The sequence below is a fragment of the Streptomyces sp. JLYT201 genome (assembly GCF_059448825.1).
Window position 1 is genome coordinate 475,053 of the sequence record NZ_CM182551.1, and the last position, 19,126, is coordinate 494,178.

Annotated in this window: 15 protein-coding genes and 3 pseudogenes; 6 read left to right on the forward strand and 12 right to left on the reverse strand. The window is 71.0% G+C overall.

Annotation, left to right across the window (positions count from 1 at the left end; translation table 11 throughout):
- Positions 1-147 precede the first annotated feature (147 nt).
- Complete coding sequence (locus tag AC5WAM_RS01875) at positions 148-966, forward strand: ATP nucleotide 3'-pyrophosphokinase (protein WP_495521288.1); 819 nt, start codon at positions 148-150, stop codon at positions 964-966.
- A gap of 26 nt (positions 967-992) precedes the next feature.
- On the opposite strand, the gene AC5WAM_RS01880 is transcribed toward AC5WAM_RS01875, so the two are convergent.
- The 6 genes from AC5WAM_RS01880 to AC5WAM_RS01905 all read right to left on the reverse strand — a co-directional run bounded on the left by AC5WAM_RS01880 (position 993) and on the right by AC5WAM_RS01905 (position 7,199).
- Complete coding sequence (locus AC5WAM_RS01880) at positions 993-1,562, reverse strand: GrpB family protein (protein ID WP_495523782.1); 570 nt, start codon at positions 1,560-1,562, stop codon at positions 993-995.
- 208 nt (positions 1,563-1,770) lie between these two features.
- On the reverse strand, positions 1,771-2,358 hold the full coding sequence (locus AC5WAM_RS01885; protein WP_495521289.1) for a DoxX family protein: 588 nt from the start codon (positions 2,356-2,358) through the stop codon (positions 1,771-1,773).
- 135 nt (positions 2,359-2,493) lie between these two features.
- Positions 2,494-2,901 carry a hypothetical protein gene (locus tag AC5WAM_RS01890; RefSeq protein ID WP_495521290.1) on the reverse strand — a complete coding sequence of 136 codons (408 nt, stop codon included), beginning with the start codon at positions 2,899-2,901 and terminating at the stop codon, positions 2,494-2,496.
- 67 nt (positions 2,902-2,968) lie between these two features.
- On the reverse strand, positions 2,969-3,475 hold the full coding sequence (locus AC5WAM_RS01895) for a GNAT family N-acetyltransferase (protein ID WP_495521291.1): 507 nt from the start codon (positions 3,473-3,475) through the stop codon (positions 2,969-2,971).
- 335 nt (positions 3,476-3,810) lie between these two features.
- Entirely contained in the window at positions 3,811-4,572 is a 762-nt protein-coding gene (locus tag AC5WAM_RS01900; protein ID WP_495521292.1) for a VOC family protein, read from the reverse strand.
- A 518-nt stretch (positions 4,573-5,090) separates the two neighbouring features.
- Positions 5,091-7,199 carry an ATP-binding protein gene (locus tag AC5WAM_RS01905; RefSeq protein ID WP_495521293.1) on the reverse strand — a complete coding sequence of 703 codons (2,109 nt, stop codon included), beginning with the start codon at positions 7,197-7,199 and terminating at the stop codon, positions 5,091-5,093.
- A 571-nt stretch (positions 7,200-7,770) separates the two neighbouring features.
- On the opposite strand from AC5WAM_RS01905, the gene AC5WAM_RS01910 reads away from it, so the two are divergent.
- Positions 7,771-9,948, forward strand: coding sequence for an MMPL family transporter (locus tag AC5WAM_RS01910; protein WP_495521294.1), 2,178 nt, complete (start codon positions 7,771-7,773; stop codon positions 9,946-9,948).
- A gap of 58 nt (positions 9,949-10,006) precedes the next feature.
- Here AC5WAM_RS01910 and AC5WAM_RS01915 read toward each other — a convergent pair.
- The 4 genes and pseudogenes from AC5WAM_RS01915 to AC5WAM_RS01930 all read right to left on the reverse strand — a co-directional run.
- Positions 10,007-10,651 (reverse strand): annotated as a pseudogene (locus AC5WAM_RS01915) (transposase family protein); the annotation flags it as partial.
- Between the two features lie 418 nt (positions 10,652-11,069).
- Positions 11,070-11,744 (reverse strand): ANTAR domain-containing protein, encoded by a 675-nt coding sequence (locus AC5WAM_RS01920; protein ID WP_366794535.1) that lies wholly within the window; start codon positions 11,742-11,744, stop codon positions 11,070-11,072.
- 70 nt (positions 11,745-11,814) lie between these two features.
- Entirely contained in the window at positions 11,815-12,555 is a 741-nt protein-coding gene (locus AC5WAM_RS01925; RefSeq protein WP_366794536.1) for an ANTAR domain-containing protein, read from the reverse strand.
- Positions 12,556-13,044: 489 nt separating this feature from the next.
- A pseudogene (locus AC5WAM_RS01930) lies at positions 13,045-14,008 on the reverse strand (IS701 family transposase).
- Between the two features lie 175 nt (positions 14,009-14,183).
- Between AC5WAM_RS01930 and AC5WAM_RS01935 the strand changes: the two are divergent.
- Positions 14,184-14,825: a gamma carbonic anhydrase family protein gene (locus tag AC5WAM_RS01935; RefSeq protein WP_495521295.1), complete on the forward strand. Its 642-nt coding sequence runs from the start codon at positions 14,184-14,186 to the stop codon at positions 14,823-14,825.
- Between the two features lie 112 nt (positions 14,826-14,937).
- Positions 14,938-15,111: pseudogene (locus AC5WAM_RS01940) on the forward strand (IS630 family transposase); the annotation flags it as partial.
- A gap of 117 nt (positions 15,112-15,228) precedes the next feature.
- Here the strand turns inward: AC5WAM_RS01940 and nadC are convergent.
- Together nadC and AC5WAM_RS01950 are read right to left on the reverse strand one after the other, a co-directional pair.
- Positions 15,229-16,317 carry a carboxylating nicotinate-nucleotide diphosphorylase gene (gene nadC, locus AC5WAM_RS01945; RefSeq protein ID WP_495521296.1) on the reverse strand — a complete coding sequence of 363 codons (1,089 nt, stop codon included), beginning with the start codon at positions 16,315-16,317 and terminating at the stop codon, positions 15,229-15,231.
- Between the two features lie 335 nt (positions 16,318-16,652).
- Entirely contained in the window at positions 16,653-17,237 is a 585-nt protein-coding gene (locus AC5WAM_RS01950; protein ID WP_495521297.1) for a carboxymuconolactone decarboxylase family protein, read from the reverse strand.
- A gap of 148 nt (positions 17,238-17,385) precedes the next feature.
- Between AC5WAM_RS01950 and AC5WAM_RS01955 the strand changes: the two genes are divergently transcribed.
- Positions 17,386-17,682 carry a winged helix-turn-helix transcriptional regulator gene (locus AC5WAM_RS01955; RefSeq protein ID WP_495521298.1) on the forward strand — a complete coding sequence of 99 codons (297 nt, stop codon included), beginning with the start codon at positions 17,386-17,388 and terminating at the stop codon, positions 17,680-17,682.
- 1,243 nt (positions 17,683-18,925) lie between these two features.
- Positions 18,926-19,087 carry a hypothetical protein gene (locus tag AC5WAM_RS01960; RefSeq protein ID WP_366794542.1) on the forward strand — a complete coding sequence of 54 codons (162 nt, stop codon included), beginning with the start codon at positions 18,926-18,928 and terminating at the stop codon, positions 19,085-19,087.
- The last annotated feature ends 39 nt before the right edge of the window (positions 19,088-19,126 follow it).

Here is a 19,126-nt window from a genome sequence, read left to right on the forward strand (position 1 = left end):
CGGGCGGCGCCATCAGGCCATGTTCCACCGCCGGGGCCGCCGCACGGTACTTCTGCCGCGCTCGTCCGTTGTCCCCCTCGACGATCACCGCCCGCCCCGCTCCCCCGGGCGGGCGGTGCCACGCGCGAGAAGGGACACCACCTCCGCATGACCACGCAGCACCGCCTGGGCCGGACGGCCGCCGTACTGGCCGCCGCCCTCACCCTGTCCACGGCCGCCACCGGGCTCACCGCGTACGCCGCCGACTCCTCCGGCAAGACGGGCAAGCACGCCGCCGCCCCGCACGACGGCGCGGCGCAGCGCGACGGCGGGGACGGCTGGGAGCGCGACGGCCTGCGCCTCGACGCCGCGGACAACCGCAAGGTCGACGCGTACGTCGCCCGCGCGCGTGCGGCGGAACCGGCGATCAGCCGCGACGTGCGGGCCGCCGCCGACCTCAGCCGGGCCGAGCTGGTCGGCTTCGACCACCGCCTCAAGTCCCCCGACTCCCTCAAGCGGAAGGTCGCCACGGACCTCAAGGACCATCCGGAGCGGAACGTCGACGACGCCCTGGCCCGGCTGAGCGACGCGGTGCGCTACACCCTCCAGTGGCCCGACGACCGCTACGTCACCGGTGTCACCATCGCCGCGGAGGTGCTGTCCGCCTGGGGCAGCGACACCACGAAGTGGTCCAACACCTGGGGCCGCGAGAAGGGCTACAAAGGACTCAACTCCGGCTGGAGCGCACCCGATTCGCGGCAGCGGTTCGAGGTGCAGTTCCACACCCCGGCGAGCAAGTACGCCCAGGAGGAGACGCACAAGCTGTACGAGGAGCTGCGGCTGCCCTCGACCACCCCTGAGCGCAAGAAGGAGCTGCAGGACCAGCAGGACGCGATCTTCGCCGCGGTGCCCGTCCCGGACGGCGCTCCGGCTCTCGCCGCACCCGCGCCGCTGCCCCGCCGCACGGATCTGACCCCGGCCGCCTGACTCCCGCAGCGCGGCCCCGGCCGTGCTCAGCCCTCCCGCGCCGCCCGCTCCATGATCTCCGCGACCACGTCCGACTTGGCGTCGGCGTAGTTCTGCGTATAGGTCCAGGTGCGGGCGGCGAGTGCTTGCTTGGTGCGGGCGTACAGGTCCCGGTCGCCGGGGTGGGCGCGCAGCCGGTCGCGGAACAGCAGCATGCGGGTCACCTCGGCGCAGCCGCGCGGGAACACGTGCAGGTTCGCCGAATCGGCGCCGGGCCCCAGGTCCTGCTTGCGCAGCACGCGGTGTTCGTACCACTCGGGTTCGCGGATGGCGAGCCGGAATCCGATCCGCTCCAGGGCCGGTACGTACGCCTCCTCGTCGCCGGGGTCGGCGACGGTGAGCACCATGTCGACGATCGGCTTGGCGGTCAGGCCCGGCACCGAGGTGGACCCCGCGTGCTCCAGCTCGTGCGGCGTCGCGTCGAGCGCGGCGCGGATGCGCGCCGCCTCCCGCGCGAAGGCCTCGGGCCAGCGCGGATCGTACTCCCTGAGCGTCACCTGCCCGTCGAGCCGGGGCACTTCGCCGACCGTGGCCGCCGCGATGCTCTCGGCGGTCATCGGCACGCGTGCCGACGCCTAGTCGTGGCTTTCCTGTGCGGACATGACGGCTCCTGGTCGAAGGCGAGGGGTCCGGCGGCGGGCCCCTCCACCCAAAGCGGAGACCGTTCCGCCGTCAAGTACGTTCTCCTCGCGCTGGCCGACGCCGGGGCGGCGCCCGCGGTCGTGTTCCCGCGGGCGCCGCCCCGGTCCTGCTGGGCGTACCGCCTCAGTCGCGCAGGACGACCAGGACGAACGCGGCCGAGAGCGCGCCGAGGGCGACCGCCGCGACGCCCCTGGTGAACCGGTGGTCGCGCAGCCCGGGCAGCAGGTGGTCGGCGGCGACGCGGCCGGGTCCGGTCAGGGCCAGGGCCACGGCGCCGACGAGCAGCACCAGGTCGTACTCGATGCCCTCGGGGGCGAAGAAGCCGCCGCCCCACTTGGTGGCGATGGCGTTGAGCATGATGCCGAGGATGCCCGCGCCCGCGAGCGGGGTGAGCAGGCCGATGGCGAGGCCGAGGCCGCAGAAGGTCTCGGTGAGGGCGGCGACCCAGGCCATCGCCTTGGCGGCCTTGTAACCGTCCGCGGCGAAGTGGTCGGCGGTGCCGTTCAAGCCGCCGCCGTCGAACCAGCCGAACAGCTTCTGCGTGCCGTGACCGGCCATGGTCAAGCCCACGGCGACGCGCAGGAGCAGCAGTCCGAGGTCGGTGCCGGGCTGGAGCGCGGGAGCGCCGGGGACGGCCCGGTACGCAGCCGGCGCGCCGGGCGTGCTCAGGTCCTCGGGCGGGGCGGGGGGACGCGAAGGGGACGAAGACATGCGGGAGCTCTCCTTTGGTGCACAAGGGATGCGGAGGGAGCCGCGCGGCTGGACACCGCGCGGGCGGGGGCGCCCGGTGGAGCGGTCGGACGCCGTGTCCGTGGCGGGGGAAGCGTCGAGGGAGGAGAGGGCCCTCTACGTTCTGATGACGCGGGTTCTGTAGAGATCGACGGTGGTGGCGTCCGCGCAGCCCTTCGGGCTCGGTGCGGTGGCGACGGGCATCGCGTCACCGCTCGTCGGTGCGGACCGGGGATCGGGCGCGCAGGGCTGGTCGGGCCGGGGCAATACCGCGCCACGGGGCGCGTCCTGGGCGTCCCCGTCCTGGCAGCCGCTGGTGTCGGGGCCCACCGAGGCCGCGACGGCCGGGCTGTAGGGGCCCGTCGTGCGCGCGTGGTCAGTCTTCTGTGTGCCCACAGAGGGCGACGCCGCGCCCGAGCCCCAGACGGTGAGCAGACAGACCACGAGCGCCAGCAGGCACAGGCCCGCGCCGCGCGCACCGGTGTGCCGCGCGCCGCGCCGGGTCCTGAGCCGTCGCCCGCTCATGCCGCCCGATCCTAGGCCCGGACCGCGGCGGTACTGAAGACTTCAATGAGCCTGTTGTGCCGCGGCTTCACACCGGGCGCCGCATGCACACCCTCGGCCACCGGTCCAGGCCGTGGGCGGCCTCGTTCCGCCGCACCGCCCGCAGCTGCGGGCCGATCGTCGCCTCGTCGACGGTCTCGAAGCCGCAGCGGGCGTAGTACGGCGCGTTCCACGGCACCTCGGCGAAGGTCGTGAGGGTCAGCGCGGGGAACCCGCCGGCCCTGGCGGTGTCGGCCAGGTGCTCGATGAGGGCACGGCCCACGCCACGCCGCGCGTGGTCGGGGTGCACGGACACCTGCTCGATGTGCAGATCGCCGTCGACGTGGTCCGCCAGGAGGTACGCGACGGGCCGGTCGGCGTCATCGGCCGCGACCCAGGCACGCCCTGCCCGCTGGTACCGCGCGAGCTCTTCGAGCGTGGGCGGCTCGTCATCGGCGATCTCCTGCATGCCGACGTCCCGGAAGGCGCGGCCCGCGGCCCTCTCGATGTCCTGGAGCAGGGGGAATTCGCTGGGATCGACCACTCGTATGTGCATGATCCAATTGTTCCCCAAGCGGTTCGGCCATGCGCCGGGAGGCACCGGGAGGCCAAACAACCTTTCGGAGGATGCCGCGCCCCGCGCGCGAGCGCGGGCCTTCGCCATCTCGAAGGCGTGACGCAGGGTGCTTTTGTTGAGTGGAGTCCAGCGTCGCCTGACCGTGACATCCCTTGCGGCGCTTCCATGCGCCGGTGCGGCAGTGCTGCTGGCCGCGCTGCTCTTCCAGCGGCAGTGAGAGATCACCGACACCCTGGTGGAGCTGCTGAACTCCAAGCGGCAGGTGTTCAAGTCCTCCTACATGGTGGTTACCCCGGCCTGCAGCGCCGGGGGTGTCAGTCGTTCACCACATCAGGCTTGAGGATGGCGAACGGGGCGCCGAACGGGTCGGCGATCCAGGCGATCCGGCCGACCTCCGGTACGTCTGCGGCGGGCGCCAGCACCGAGCCGCCGTGCTCCTGGGACACGGCGACGATCGCGTCAGCATCCTCCACGCCGAAGTACGGCACCCAGCGCGGCTCCTCCTCGTCCCCCTGGAACGGGACGAGGCCGCCGAACGATGCCTCTTGACGGTCACCCTCGGCCGCGGACAGGACACGGTAGGTCCTCTCCCCGACCTCCATCTCCTGGCTCCGCCACCCGAACAGCGAGCGGTAGAAGGCCAAGGCGGCCTCGGGGTCAGCGGTGTGCAGTTCGGCCCAGCACAGGCTGTGGGTCTCGGAGGCCCGCTCCAGCCCCTGGACCGCCCCGGGCTGCCAGACAGCGAACTCGGCGCCGCCCGGGTCGGTGAGACAGGACATCCGCCCCGCGTCCATCACGTCGAACGGCTCCACCCGGACCCTGCCGCCGCCCTGCTTCACGCCCCTGGCCGTGGCCTCGGCGTCGGGCGTCTGGAAGTACACCGTCCAAGTTGGGCTCGCACCCTCCTCGGCCAGCGGGCCCAGGCCCGCCACGGTCCTGCCGTCCAGCTGGAAGAAGCCGTAGCCGCCCGCGTCCGGCCCGGCGGACTGGAGATCCCAACCGAACACCGCGCCGTAGAACTCCGCGGACGCAGCGGTTCGGTATCCCGGGTCGGCTCCCACTCTTCCACCCAGCACCCGCAACTGCCCGCATCACGCCCCCCCCCGGTGTGCTGAGGCACGCAGGAGCGGCCAGGAGCAGGCCGTCAGCCAGTCACCTGGCCGCGGACGGTAACGCCGTGTCATTGCTTTGAGGCAACCGACAGGTCCGCAACCAGTACGATCGCGCTGCCACAACCAGCGCGCATACGTACACGGCGAATGCGGTCAGGCCGATCCAGCCGACCACGAAGACGTCGTCCGGAGAGTGGAAATCGCCGCTCCGCATAGTCACCACGCCCACCGTGGCCAGCGCCGTATAGCCGAGACCGAGCACCCCGTACGGGGCGAGGGTGGCCGCACCGATCAGGGCCGGAGTCAGAGGGAGCCGGCACGGAACGCGCCGACCGCACAAGAACAGCGTCCAACGGGGAAGGCAGCCGTGCCGGCCCAGGCGGCGGGCTGAACCGGCCGGGGTGCAGCGGAGGGGGCCGGGGCGGCGGCCACGGCAGGCGGGGGCGGACGGGGGTCGTGGATGGCCTGTGGTGGGTGCCGCGTCAAGGAGGCGGTGGGGAGGTGGAGTTGAGGACGTGTGCGATGCCGGTGTTCAAGTGGATGGCGCGGCCGTCGTCGAAGGCGTGCCGGTAGGCGTCCTGCCCGAGGGCTTCGAGGGTCCTGCGCTCGCACAGCTCGTGGGCGGCCACCACGGCGGGGATGCCTGCCTGTGGTTGCCCGAGCGTCTCCCACAGCTGCGCGGCGAGGCCGAGGAGCCACGCGGCCTCCGTGCTCCGGCCCGTCGCGAGAGCGGCGCGGGCCAGCGACTCCAGGGCCATACCGGTGCCCACGCCGTCGCGCAGCCGGTGTTTGACCAACAGGGCGGCCCTGGCGTGCTCGCGCGCCTCCTCGCAGCGGCCGAGGGCCAGCTCGGCCTGGGAGCGGACGAAGTCGCCCCAGGCGCGCATGCTGCGCTCGCCGTTCCGCTGGCAGGTGGCACTCAGCTCGTCCAGCCAGACGATGGCCTCCTCGAAGCGTCCCGCGGCGACGAGGTAGTACGTGCCGAAGACCAGGGCGGCCAGAGGGAGCAGGGTGAGGGGCTTCTCGCGCCAGTCCGTGGCGAGTTGAGCTTCGACCCGGGAGACCACCTGTGTCAGCTCGCCGCGCAGTACCGACACCCGCAGCTCGGTGGCGGCCGCGTAACTGCGTTCGGTGGCGCCGAAGCGTGCGGCCAGAGCGGTGCACTCGGCGGCCCGTTCCTCCAGGGCAGGCAGATCGCCGAGGTAGACCAGCACGGGACCGCTGGCGTACAGGGCCTTCACCCGGGCCGGGGTGGGGGCGGTGTCGGCGGCCAGGGCCTGGTCCAGGTAGTGCCGGCCCTCCTTCAGGAACCCGCACCCGTACCAGAAGAACCACAGGGCCGCCGTCATTTCCAGCGCGGCATGGCCCTCGGCTTCGGTCAGGCTGTACTCCAGCGCGGCGCGGAGGTTGTCGTGCTCGGCGGTCATCCGGTCGTACCAGGCGAACTGGTCGGGCCCGATCCAGGCGGCGTCGCCTCTGCGGGCCAAGTCCAGGTAGTGGTCATGGTGGCGGCGCCGCAGTGTGTCGTCCTCGCCGAGGCCGCGCAGCCAGTGGGCTCCGTATTCGCGGATGGTGTCCAGCATCCGATAGCGCTCGCCGGCTCCGGTGGGCTCCCAGATCAGGATCGACTTCTCCACCAGCGCGTGCAGGAGACCGGGGACCCGCTCACCGGAGACGAGCTCGTCGGCGCACAGCTGGCGGGCCCCTTCGATGTCGAAGGGGCCGGCGAAGACCGAAAGGCGGGCCCAGACCAGGCGTTCGGTGGGAGTGCACAGCTGGTGGCTCCAGCCGATCGCGGTACTCAACGCTTGGTGCCAGGGCGGGTCGGCCTCGTAGTCCGTGCCTTCGGTGTTGCCGAGGATGGTGTACCGGTCGTCCAGGCGTTGGTTCAGCTCGGCCACCGGGAGTTCGCGCAGCCGGGCCGCGGCGAGTTCCAGGGCCAGGGGCAGCCCTTCCAGGCGGCGGCACAGGGCGGTCAGATCGGCGCGGTTGGCGTCGGTGACGGCGAACCCGGGCACCACCTTCGCGGCCCGGTCGGCCAGCAGCACTACCGAGTCGGCCATCTCATCCCCGTCGGCATCGTCGGTCCCGGGCACCGGGAGAGGGTCGAGGCCGAGCACCTCCTCCAAGTGCAGGCCGAGCGGGCGGCGACTGGTGGCCAGGATTCGCAGGCCCGGCGCGACGGACAGCAGCATCGACGCCACCTCCCTGCACTCCTCGAAGAGGTGCTCGCAGGTGTCCCACACGAGCAGTGTCTCGCGCCCGGCCAGGTACTCGGCGATCACCTCCAGCATCGGCCGGGTGGTCTGGTCGGCCACCGGCAGCGCCTCGGCGATCGCATACGGCAGCACTCCCCAGGCGGCGGTGAGCGGGGACAGTTCCACCCACCAGGCCCCGTCCGCGAAGCCGGGCTGCAACTCGCTCGCCGCCTGCCGGGCCAGCCGCGTCTTGCCCACTCCCCCGACTCCGGTCACGGTCACCAGCCGCGACCGCCCGCACAGCCGGGCCATCTCGTCGAGCTCGCCCCGCCGCCCGACCAGGCGGCTGGATTCTCCGGGCAGGTTGCCCACCCGCCGCTCCGCCGCCACCATGACAGCCCCTTTCCTGATCCCGCCGCGGCTCTGCGCACGCGGTGACTCGGTGCTATCAACATGCCGGGCCCGCCCGCAGCACTTCGGCTGCTCTGCCCACCGTCCGTCACCCGGAAGTAAAAGCGGGCGTCGCGTCCTGTTACCCGTGCGATCTGGAGGCGAGCCGTGCTCGCCCCTGGAGAAGGAATGTGGTGAGCGGACATGCGGGCCCTACTCAGGCGCTGCCGCCATATCGGAAGGGTACGCAGGGCCCGTACCGCCCAGGCTCGAAGACCGGGAACAGCCGACTTCGGGCAACGACTGAACGTAGCCATTGCTCGCGATCACGCGAAATGCTCGAAGGGTGCTCATGATCGGGTCGGCAACAAGAACTCGCGCACGGAGATCGGGCCGTACCACTTCTTTTTGTACGTGTCCTTCTGCAGGGGGCGAGGGGCGATGCCGCCCGGACAGAGAGTCCCGGAGGCTGCCTCTGTACGCGGCCCCACCACAGGACTGGCCCAGCATGCGCGATTCTAACCGTTTTGAGATATTCATCAGGATATGCATGACTTGATGACCGGAGCATGCCATGGCCACCTTTCTCTACCGTCTCGGAAAGCTCGCGTTCCGGCGCCGCAGGCTGGTTCTCGCGCTGTGGGCGGCGGTGATTGCCGCGGTCGTGGCCGGTCTCGGCGTGGCCGGTGAGGACACCGACGACACGTTCACGATTCCTGGATCGGAGTCCCAGCAGGCCCTCGACACGCTCGGCCGGGTCCATCCGGCGGCCGGGGGCACCAGCGCGCAGATCGTGTTCACCGCCCCCGCAGGAGAGCAGGTCACCGCGCAGAAGTACCAGGCGGGGATCGCCGCGACACTCAAGGAGGCCGCGGCCGCCCCAGAGGTGGCCGGGGTCCTCTCGCCCGAGCAGACCAGGGCCGTGTCCAAGGACGGCCGCGCCGCCCTCGCCCAGGTCCAGTACTCCGTCCCCAACGCGGACCTCAAGGACGGCTCGCTGGGCTCGCTTGAGGACACGATTGCCCCGGCCGAGAAGGCCGGGCTCACGGTGTCGGTGGGCGGTCAGGCGTACAACAGCACCGGTGTCGACATCAGCGCCAAGGAAGTCGTCGGTGTCGTCATCGCCCTGATCATCCTGGTGATCACGTTCGGCTCGCTGCTCGCGGCCGGGATGCCGGTGCTCACCGCCGTCATCGGCGTCGTGATCGGCGCGGGCGGGCTGCTCCTGGTGAGCCATCTGACCGCGATCTCCTCCACGGCACTGACCCTGACGGTCATGTTGGGCCTCGCGGTCGGCATCGACTACACGCTGTTCATCCTGTCCCGCCATCGCGACCAGCTCAAGGCGGGTATGGCGACCGACGAGTCGGCGGCCCGGGCGATCGGGACCTCCGGCAGCGCGGTCGCCTTCGCGGCGCTCACCGTGATCATCGCCATGGTCGGGCTCTCCGTCGTCGGCATTCCCTTCCTGACCGCGATGGGGCTGGCGGGCGCGGGGGGTGTGGCGATCGCCGCGCTCGTCGCCCTCACTCTGCTGCCCGCGCTGCTGGGATTCGCGGGCGAACGCCTGCGGCCCAAGCCGAAGAAGACGTCCGTGCCGGGCGAACGGGCCGAACCGAAGCAGACGCTGGGCGCCCGCTGGGTGCGGGCGGTGACTCGCGTCCCCGCCCTTACCGTCGTTCTGGTGACCGCTGGGCTGCTGGTCGTCGCCTGGCCCGCCCGCGATCTGCAACTGGCCCTGCCCGACAACGGCAGCGCCGCGAAGTCCACCACCCAGCGCGAGACCTACGACACCATCACCAAGGAGTTCGGCCCCGGACTCAACGGCCCGCTGCTGATCCTCATGAACACCGGCGGCGCCAAGGCTTCCTCCGCCCAGGAGCTGACCGGGCAGCTGACCACCGTACGCCAGGACCTGGCCGCCACCAAGGGTGTCGCCCTCGCCTCGGCGGCCCAGCAACTCAACCCCGAGTACGCCCTGTTGACCGTCGTGCCGACCACCGCCTCCGGGGACGAGGCCACCAGCGACCTGGTCAAGGCGCTGCGGGACAAGGAGTCCTCGATCCGGTCCGGCACCGGGGTCTCGTACCAGGTCACCGGGCAGACCGCCGTCAACGTCGACGTGTCCCAGAAGCTCAGCGACTCGCTACTGACCTTCGCCATCGTGGTCGTGGGCCTGTGCCTGCTGATCCTGCTGGTGGTCTTCCGCTCCCTCGTGGTCCCCATCAAGGCGACGGTCGGGTTCCTGCTCTCCGTCGCGGCCTCCTTCGGCGCGGTGGTCGCGGTCTTCCAGTGGGGCTGGGCCGCGGACTTCATCGATGTGGCGAAGACCGGGCCGGTCGTGTCCTTCCTGCCGATCATCCTCATGGCCGTGCTCTTCGGACTCGCCATGGACTACGAGGTGTTCGTCGTCTCCAGCATCCACGAGGAGTACGCGCACGGCGGTGATGCCCGCCGGGCCGTCCTGCAGGGCTCGCCCCTGGCGTTCCGGGTGGTCACCGCCGCCGCGCTGATCATGGTGGCGGTGTTCGCCGGCTTCGTCACGATGCAGGACGCCATCGTGAAGCCGATCGCCTTCGCCCTGGCCTTCGGGGTGCTCGTCGACGCCTTCCTCATCCGGATGACGTTCGTGCCCGCCGTGCTCATGTGGGTCGGCCAGGGCGGATGGTGGCTGCCTCGATGGCTGCGGAAGGTCCTGCCGAACGTCGACATCGAAGGACGCGATCTGCCCAAGTCGGCCACACAGCCCTAAAGCCTGTTCCAGAAGGCCGTGTTCGGGCAGGTCAGGGCCCTTCCTCGACTTGCTCTGATCATGTGGCCAGGGTGAGGTTGCGCAGGTGGGCGATGGCCCGGACGGCGTGGTGGAGGCCGTTGCCGCGTTGTCGGCAGTCACGCAGGATCTTGTAGTTCTTCAGCGCGGCGAAGGTGTGCTCCACCCGGGCCCGCACCCGTCGGTGCTCGGCGTTGTCCGCCTCCTCGCCGGGCAGCAGGGCACGTCGCTGGCGTTTGCGGTGCGGGACCACCAGGCCGGTGTTGACGTACGCGCCGTCGCCGAGCACGGTGACACCTTCGCAGTGCTCAGCAAGACCTGAGCTCCGCCAGATGTGGGCGTCGGCCTTGTCGCCCGGGGCCGGACGGGCGGTGGCCACCACCAGGGGCGTATCAGCGTCGATGATGACCTGCACGTTCGCGGCGAACCGGTAGGTACGGCTGGAGGCGGCAACCCGGTGGTCCCTCAGCGGGATCAAGGTGCCGTCCACGATCCACAGCCGGTCGACAGCGTCCGCCGGAGGCTTGAGCTGCTCCAGCGGCAGCAGCCGTCCCAGCTTCTTGATCACCCGGCAGACCGCTGCCGGCGAGACGCCGAACAGCGGCGCCAGCTGCCGCATCGTCAGGTTGGTGCGGTAGTACACCGCCACCAGCAGCACCCGCTCCGCCAGCGGCAGACACCACGGAGGCGGCCATGGCGGCGATCAAGCGTTGGAGGGTGCGGACGGTGAAGTTGGCCTGGGCTCGGGCGGTCTGTGAGCCGGGCCCCGTCCACAGGGCCACCACTTCGGTGTCAGGGCCGGTGCTGAGGACACCGAGGCTCGCTCCGGCCAGGAGGTCTGGGGAGATGTGAAGCGGTAAGCGGCTCGGACAGGGCGTTGGCTGCGCCTGCCCGTGGACAGGAAGTGCGCGCCTGGCGAGGGAGGAGCGGATCGATGGCTCGTGCCGTGCCGCCTCCCGGGTGTCCCGGAGGACCTTTCCCGCCATGCGGTGCGGCAGCAGGGGGTGCAAGGTGCGCAGGTGGATGTCTCAATCCAGTCCTCGTGTGAGGCGGGAGGTGGCGAGGCGGGCTCACCTGCTGGTGAAGGCGTCGTGGGGCACGCTCTAGTCGTCGAGGGTGAGGCGGCGGGTGAGGATGTCGTGGGCGACCTCGCGCAGGGGGCGGTTGTGGTGCCAGGCGTGGGAGCGCAGCCGCAGGAGGGCTTGGTCGACGGATACCTTGAGGCGGACGCTGAGGTGGCCGGCGGCCTGGTGGACCTCGGCGCGGTGCAGGTCGAGGCTGGCGGCGGAGGTGTGCAGCAGCAGGTCCAGGGCGATGCGGGCGAAGCGGTCGATGTCGTCTCGCTGGCCGGGCGGGAAGGGGCTGGCGCTGGTGCGGTAGCCGGTGAGGATGCCGGGGGTGGTGACGCCCATGCGCAGCGGGGTGGTGATGATGGCGCGGGCGGGGGTGCGGGCGGCGGCGGGGGTGAAGGCGGGCCAGCGGGACTGGGGGTGGCTGGCCAGGTCGGGGACGGTGATGGTGCGTCCGGTGTGGAGGGCGTCCCAGTTCGGTCCCTCGCCCAGGGTGTACTGCAGGTCGTCCAGGGTGGGGCCGAGGGCGTTGGCGGGATCGAACCAGAGCAGTTCGAGGCTGCCCTGGGCAGAGCGCATGCTCAGCGTCAGGGCGTTCAGGTCCAGCAGTGGTGCGACGGCCGCCGCTCGGGCGGCGGAGAGGTCCTGGCCGGCCAGGACCGCGCGGCGCAGGCGGGACAGGAGACGGGTGAGGTCGGTGTCGGACATCACGCACCGCCCAGGAGAGCACGCGAAAGGGCCCTCAGGCCGCAGGGTGCGGTGGTGAGCGGCGGATGCTTCACCGGGTCGGGTCGAGCTCGGTGGGCACGTCGCCCTGGGCGATCCGGGTGGCCAGGACGGTGATCTTCTGTTGCCGGTTGCGGGCGTGGGCGCGCAGCAGGGTGAAGGCCTCGTCGATGCCGATGCCCAGGCGGGCGGAGAGGATGCCTTTGGCCTGTTCGATGACGATGCGGCTGTCCAGCGCGGTCTGGAGCTGGGAGATGACCTTCTGCTTGTCGGCCAGTTCGTTGCGGTGGGACAGGGCGGTCGCGGTGGCGTTCGCGAGGATCTGCGCCAGGCGCAGGTCCTGGGTGCTGACGTAGGGCGGGCCGGTCATGAACAGGTTGAGGGCGCCGAGCTGGAGGTGCGGCAGGCGCAGACTCACCGCGGCCGCCGCCGTGATGCCCATGGCACGGGCGTGCGTCGTGAAGCGCGGCCAGCGCGCCTGGCCGGCTTGGGACAGCAGGGTCAGGGGCAGGAGCTGCTGGGAGCGGGAACTGTCCAGACACGGGCCCTCGTCCAGGTCGAGCTGGGTCTCCACCAGCTGGCGGCACTGTTCGTCGGAGGCGGTGACGTACAGGACCTGGTCGCTGCCGCCCATGGGGTCCAAGACCGTGACGCTGGTCCAGCGCACCGGCAACAGAGCGTGTGTCTGCGCGGTCAAGTCGTGCAGCAGTTCCAGGGGGTCGAAGTCGGTCGAGCGGTGGGCCAGGTCGAGGACGGTCGCGGCGATGCTCAGCTCGTGGTCGGTGGTGGGCATGGGAGCCTGCCGATCGGCTGGCTCCCGACTCCGTAACGGCAGCGGGGACCCGGGTGCGTCCGAAGACGGGAGGAAGGGCCGGCTGCAGGGCCGGAGGTCACGCCCGCTGACGGGAAACGCGTCTTCTCGCCCCACTTCCGGGATAGCCCGTCCAAGCCGCGGTGCTTGCCGGTTCCACCCGGCGACACGGCTTTGCGGTACCGCCGACGAGTACCCCACAGCAGTGCTTTACACGAGCCGCCCCCGAATGCGCCACCAGCACAAGGGAAAGCCTCCTGCCTCCCTCCTCAAGGGCAGCGGGGCCCAGAAGACGGACTCACAGCCGGACCGCCTGAGACCCCAGCAGCCAGCCCCGCACCTCCTTGCTCGATCCGACAGCGTGGCAACCCGTCGGGCACGTCCTAGTAGTACTTCGTCAGGTTCTGGCTCGAGTGAGGGGCTTGCCGCAGGTGGTGCAGGTTCCGGTCCAGCACCGCAGCAGGCCCTGGATCATGTCGAGGGCCTGGTAGAGGGACCGTCCGGCGCGCGGGCTTTGGGGTCGAGCCGCCTGAGGGTGAGGAAGGCCTGGGCGGCGGTGACGAGGGTGACGTGATGGTGCCAGCCGCGCCCGGTCCGGCCTTCGAAGTGGTCCGGTCCCAGGCCGTGTTTGAGTTCGCGGCAATCGTGTTCGATGCGCCGGCGCATCTTGGCCAGCCGCACCAGGTGTTCGATCGGGGTGCTGGCGGGCAGGTCGGAGATCCAGTAGCTGGCTGGCTCCGTCGCCTGTTCGGTCTGCTCAACCAGCAGGGTCCGCCGCGGCAGCGCTCCGTCCCAGGCGTAGTGACCACCACCGCGCTCCTGCGCGTGGCGCAAGGACTGCTTGCCTGCCGGCCGGATCTCCAGGACGGCGAAACGTGAACGCATGGCCCCCTGCTGCCTTGCCGCCAGGACACCTCGCTGAAACCGCCGTGCTCGCCGACCAGTTCAGGCAGTGATACCGGCCGGCTGCGGTACCGGGGCAGGGTCGGTGGACCCAGCCCGCCATAGGCCGGCTGATACGGCCGGGCACGGGCGGCATGGGCCACTTCCTTGGCCTCGACGGCCACCACATAGTCCAGGCCACGGTCTTCGAGTGCGAGACGAAAACCCACCGAGCGGCCACAACCGCAGTCGGCGACCACCACCGGCACAGTCAGATCCCAGGAGGCCAGCCAGTCCAGCAAGTCCAGCGCGAGCTGGGTCTTGGCCGCATAGGTGACGTCGAACGGGACGCCGGCTCTGCGGCGTCCTGCATGTTCCCGTCCCGCAGCCGCTCGGCCATCGGCTGGATCGGCTTACGGCGACCGTCCAGCATCAGACCCCGCAGATAGCACTCACTCCACCGCCGCTGGTCCCTCCGCGGCAAGGAACCGAACACCTCGGTAACGAACTCCGCCACATCACCACGAAGCCGTTCGACCTCACCCGCCCTCATACCGACACCATGCCTCTGGCCAGGCAAGATCGGCACACCTAACGAAGCACCACTAGGGCCGCATCAGGCAACGTTCGCCCTGTAGTGCCTCAGATCGCGGATGGCGAAAGCCCCGGCGAACGCGATGTCGGAAATCCGCCAGCATGCTCGCGGTCGGGCGAGCGAGAATCCGTTCATGATCACTGACGCGCAGGGAATCCGCATCCGGCACCGCGGGCATGAACCGCAGGTCCATCCCACCGCCTACGTCGCCCCGACGGCCACGCTCGTCGGTGATGTCCGCGTGGGGCCGAGGGCACGGGTGATGTACGGCGCGGTGCTCGATGCCGAGGGGTCTCGCATCGAGGTCGGGGAGGCGGCAGTGATCTGCGAGAACGCGGTGTTGCGCGGCTCTGCGGCCGCCGGCGATCAGCCGGTGCTTGTCGGTGACCACGTCTTCGTGGGGCCGCAGGCCACGCTCCTGGGCTGCGAGGTCGGCAGGTGCGTCTATGTGGCGACCGCGGCGACGGTCCTGCAGCGTGCGCGGTTGGGGGCCGGCTCGGTTGTCGCTGTCGGCGCGCTCGTCCATGCGCGCACCGTTCTGCCGGACGAGTACTTCGTGCCGCCGCACACCGTGGCGCTTGACGCGCCGGTGCGGCTGCTGGCCTCTGGCGACCCGGGCCTGGCCGAGGCCGTCGGCCGGGTGGGCTTTGCACAGGTGGCGTTCGGTGTCGACGCGGGGTGGACCGACCGGATCAACCGGTACGAGCACATCGCGGAGGTGCGCGTCGCCGAGTTCGGCGCGCACGCGGATGATGAGGTTCTGAATCTCGGCTAGCGCCGCATCAACGACCCTTGTGCTGTGGTGAGGTGACGCGCCGTCCGGATTCCACTCGGGCGCGCACGGCCGGCAAGCTGCGCCGATGGCAGAGCGAGTGCGCGTCCGTGAGATCGATGCGGACCGGGTCCGGGATGTGATCCACAACTTCACCATTGACGGTTTCGACTCCCTGTACCCGAAGTGCAAAGACGGGCGGCCGAGGACCTTCACCCTGCCGGAGCGCCGGGTGATCAAGAAGATCGCCGAGTCCAGACCAGCCGAGCACGGCCTGCCGTTCTTGACCTTGGGCCGCGCGGCGGCTTCACCGCCAGCCGCGCGGAGCTGACGCCGGGCGAGCGGGCCGCGGTCGAGGCCGTGCGGCGCTCGCTGGTGGACGACCCCTGGTGAGCGGCATCCGCCTCTACGCTTCCCTCTGCGCCGCCGGCGCTTGCGCGCGCAGGTCGAGGCCGATGTCCAGGATCGGGGCGGAGTGCGTGAGGGCCCCGACGGACAGGAAGTTCACGCCCGTCTCGGCGTACGCGCGGGCGGTGGCCAGGGTCAGCCGCCCGGAGGACTCCAGGAGGGCCCGGCCGGCGACGACGGCGACCGCCTCGGCGGTCTCCTCGGGCGTGAAGTTGTCCAGCAGGATCAGGTCCGCACCCGCGGCGAGCGCCTCCCGCAGCTGGTGCGGGGTGTCGACCTCGACCTCGACCGGCAGGTCCGGGAACTCCGCGCGGACCAGCGCGAACGCCCGGGCGACGCCACCGGCCGCGATCACGTGGTTGTCCTTGACCAGGGCGGCGTCCGAGAGCGACATCCGGTAGTTGACGCCGCCGCCGCAGCGCACCGCGTACTTCTCCAGCGACCGCAACCCCGGCGTGGTCTTGCGGGTGTCGCGCACCTGCGCCCTGGTGCCTTCGATCGCCAGCACCCACCTGTGGGTCGCGGTGGCGATGCCGGACAGTCGGCACAGCAGGTTCAACGCGCTGCGCTCGGCGGTCAGCAGGCCCCGGGTGCGGGCGGTGACCGTGAGCAGCCGCTGGCCGGCGGCCACCGGCTCGCCGTCGGCCACGTGCCGCTCGACCGCGAAGTCGTCGCCGCACACCGCCGACAGGACCGTCTCGGCCACTGGTAGCCCGGCCACCACACCGGCCTCGCGGGCGGTGAAGTCGCCCGTCGCGCGGGCGTCCACGGGCACGGTGGCCACCGTGGTCACGTCGGCGCCCTGGTCGAGGTCCTCCTCGATGGCCAGGTGCGCGACGTCCTCGACCGCCACGGGATCCAGCCCGGCAGCGGCCAGCAGCTCGGCCAGCTCCGGGTCCAGGCCGTGCTCCAGCGGGTCGAGCCTGTAGTCGTCGCCGTCGTCCAGTGCCCCGCCACTGCAGCCGCACCCCTCCCCGCACACCCCGGCGCCCCTGCCGTCCACTGCGACGGCGGCGGTCCGGTCCGGCGAGCCGAACTGCGGCAAGGGCAGGATCACGGACTGGGGCGGACGGTCGGGGGTGGTCACGGCTGCTGCTCCTTTGCGGTGGCGCTGTGGTGGGTGTGGGCCCGGGGGGGACCTCGGTGGGGTTGAACTCCGGCCCCGCGGTGGTGCGCAGGGCCAGCGTGCCCTGGGCGGTGAGGCGTCCCACGAGGCGACGGCGCCAGACCGGGCGGCACGGCCCGCAAGGTGATCTATCCGGTGGCCGGGGAGCCGACGCTGAAGGCCTTGGCGGCACGAGGCCCGCTACCGGGCCCGGGTGCGTACGGTGCTGCGGTTGTCGCACTCCAACCACCGCCGGCGGGCCCTAACGACACGCTGAGTCAGTTGTCACTTCGCGGCAGTTTCGGGAGAACGGGGCCTTATCGGTTGATCCCTTTTGTGATGGGGAGGAAGTCGGCGAAGCGAGGTGCGTCGGGCTCGTGCGGCAGGCGCGTGGCGCGCGCGGCGAAGCTGACGGCGTGGTACCACCCGCACAGCAGAAGCAGATCGAGCAGTTGGAGCTCGTCGAAGACCGACGCGAGCCGTGTCCACAGCGCGTCATCGATGTCGGAACGCTCGTGCAGCGCATCGACAGCGAGGATGAGCAGCCGTTCCTCCTCGGACGTCCAGCACTCGTCGGCGGGTCCGCCGTGCACCAGGGATGCCGCCTGCTGGCGGGTGAGTTGGACCCGCTCGGCGAACGTCATCATGTGCACGCCCCACTCGTACTCGCAGCCGCATTGCGCGCACGTCCGGTCGATGACGATCTCGCGTTCCCGCATGGAGAGGGTCAGCTGTCTGCCCAACTCGTAGCGACCCCACCGGTGCATGGCGCCAGCCATGGGGATGTTTCTGGCGAACATCCGGAACAGCCCGATCGGCGGGGCCTGCCCGGGCATCATGCGCGCGAGCAGAGTGCCGGCCTGGTCGGTGTACGGCGGGTCCAGCAGGGCTATCCGCGACATCGGCTCTCCCGTCGAGTTCGTTTCGAAATCAGAAACGCCGCCGAGTGGATGCTAGTGTTTCGAATAACGAAACGCAAGGATGAGGAGGGGCATGCCGACACCGCGCCCAGGAACACCGGTTCGCGGATCGACGACCGGCCGTCCCCTCATGGCCGCGATGGACCTCTTCGGCCGCCGGTGGGCGCTGCGCATTCTCTGGGAACTGCGCGGAGGTCCGCTCGGCGCCCGCGCGCTGCTGGCACGGTGCGAAGGGCTGTCGTCCAGCGTCCTCTACCAGCGGCTCCGTGAACTCGCATCGAGCGGGATCATCTCCCCCTCGGCCGATGGCTACGAACTCACTCGGCTGGGGACAGCACTCGGGGACGCCCTCCGTCCGCTCGACGAATGGGCGATCATCTGGGCGCAAGAGCAAGGACTCAACGACCAGGAGCCCACGGAGACGTGAAGGTCACGCCCGACCAGGTGGAGCGGTGACCTGACGGCCGACCACTCGGGACACGGACCCACGCGGCGTGCGAAAACCCCTCGGCCACCGGCTCCTCGCGCGCAGGGCCCGAGGCTGGACGTCGGCTTCACCTCGCGCGGGATGCCTGCCACCAACGACGATATTAGACCGACCCGAACACGCCACTGACCGCGTGAGATACGGCCCGTACGGCCCGTACAGGTGAGTCGCTCGACAACGCGGAACCGGACTCGGCACCCGGACGCGCGGAAACCAGCGTCCGGATCGCCGCGGTCTGCCGCTCCACCGCCTGCGCGATCGAGGGGTCGACGTGGCTCGCAGGTGCGACGGCCCGGTGCGCAGCGAGCGCCCGGTGGAAGCCGGGCGAGGCCACCTCGCGGGTCCTCACCGGCTCCTGCCATGCGGTCGCCGCAGTGGCCGGGACCTCCGCGGTGCGGGCTGGGGCGCAGGCACGGTGCCGACGGGCCAGGACCCGGATGGTGCGCACCAAGTCGGTACCAACCGTCTGGGCCCTGGAGCACGGCGGCGAAACCCGGACGGCTCCCGGCCGTCCCGTTGCACAGCCCGAGCCGAGTCCACCGCGGGCCCGGGGGCGCTCTGTCCGCGCCGTTTGGCGTCTTCACGAGCGGCGTGCAGCGGGCCCCGGGCGAAGCCGACGCCAGACAACTCCGGTCCGCCGTCAGCAGACCGCTCCGGCCGCCCGAGGGGCGTAGTCGCTCACGCATCTCGGTCTCCTACCGGTGTCCGTACGTCATCGGCGCGCTGGGGGTGCCGCCATCTGCTGCCCGCGGACGAGGCGGTGCCCGAGGCCGCTTCGGACGTGAAGCGGCTGCTCCCCTCCGGCGACGTGCGCCCCTCAGATCCGGTGACACGCCACCCCACTCAGGCGCTGAGGAGGAGGGCCCCGGCCTCCGGCACGCCGAGCTCGACGCCGACCGGCTCTGCCCCGAGCTCCAGGACCTCAAGGCGGCCACCAAGCTCTGACCATGCGTTTCGCCACCCGCGGGGAGCGCGGCAGACGGAGAGGTTCTCCGTTATCACCGATCATGGGAAGATTGTGATATCGCTTTGCTCTGGAAAGCCCAATCGCCTGCCAAGGCCCACCTCTCAAAGGAGAGGTGGGCCTTGCTGCGTGCTGCGGCGAGGTTCAGACAGCGGGCCCGCCGCGGACGCCTCCGTCAGATGCACCGCGGTGAGCCCTAGGACGCACCGGAGTGGCCCCATGGATCCTCGCACGTCGCTGTTGCTTCTCGTTGTTGCCGTCATCGTCGGCTACGCCGCGTACCGCAACCCGCCCCTGGGCTCCGCCGTCAGCGTTGCCGTCGTCGTCGTGGGACTGCTCTACGTCGTGCTCAAGGACGATGACGACAAGCCCACGAAGTAGCGCCGCGTGCGCGGGCCTGGACCGCGCACCGGGCCCACT

What these genes read in the sequence shown, in the direction of transcription:
- AC5WAM_RS01875 (WP_495521288.1), top strand. Translation starts at nt 148, where the DNA reads ATGACCACGCAGCACCGCCTGGGCCGGACGGCCGCCGTACTGGCCGCC.
- AC5WAM_RS01880 (WP_495523782.1), bottom strand. Translation starts at nt 1,562, where the DNA reads ATGACCGCCGAGAGCATCGCGGCGGCCACGGTCGGCGAAGTGCCCCGG.
- AC5WAM_RS01885 (WP_495521289.1), bottom strand. Translation starts at nt 2,358, where the DNA reads ATGTCTTCGTCCCCTTCGCGTCCCCCCGCCCCGCCCGAGGACCTGAGC.
- AC5WAM_RS01890 (WP_495521290.1), bottom strand. Translation starts at nt 2,901, where the DNA reads ATGAGCGGGCGACGGCTCAGGACCCGGCGCGGCGCGCGGCACACCGGT.
- AC5WAM_RS01895 (WP_495521291.1), bottom strand. Translation starts at nt 3,475, where the DNA reads ATGCACATACGAGTGGTCGATCCCAGCGAATTCCCCCTGCTCCAGGAC.
- AC5WAM_RS01905 (WP_495521293.1), bottom strand. Translation starts at nt 7,199, where the DNA reads ATGGTGGCGGCGGAGCGGCGGGTGGGCAACCTGCCCGGAGAATCCAGC.
- AC5WAM_RS01910 (WP_495521294.1), top strand. Translation starts at nt 7,771, where the DNA reads ATGGCCACCTTTCTCTACCGTCTCGGAAAGCTCGCGTTCCGGCGCCGC.
- AC5WAM_RS01920 (WP_366794535.1), bottom strand. Translation starts at nt 11,744, where the DNA reads ATGTCCGACACCGACCTCACCCGTCTCCTGTCCCGCCTGCGCCGCGCG.
- AC5WAM_RS01925 (WP_366794536.1), bottom strand. Translation starts at nt 12,555, where the DNA reads ATGCCCACCACCGACCACGAGCTGAGCATCGCCGCGACCGTCCTCGAC.
- AC5WAM_RS01935 (WP_495521295.1), top strand. Translation starts at nt 14,184, where the DNA reads ATGATCACTGACGCGCAGGGAATCCGCATCCGGCACCGCGGGCATGAA.
- AC5WAM_RS01950 (WP_495521297.1), bottom strand. Translation starts at nt 17,237, where the DNA reads ATGTCGCGGATAGCCCTGCTGGACCCGCCGTACACCGACCAGGCCGGC.
- AC5WAM_RS01955 (WP_495521298.1), top strand. Translation starts at nt 17,386, where the DNA reads ATGGCCGCGATGGACCTCTTCGGCCGCCGGTGGGCGCTGCGCATTCTC.
- AC5WAM_RS01960 (WP_366794542.1), top strand. Translation starts at nt 18,926, where the DNA reads ATGGATCCTCGCACGTCGCTGTTGCTTCTCGTTGTTGCCGTCATCGTC.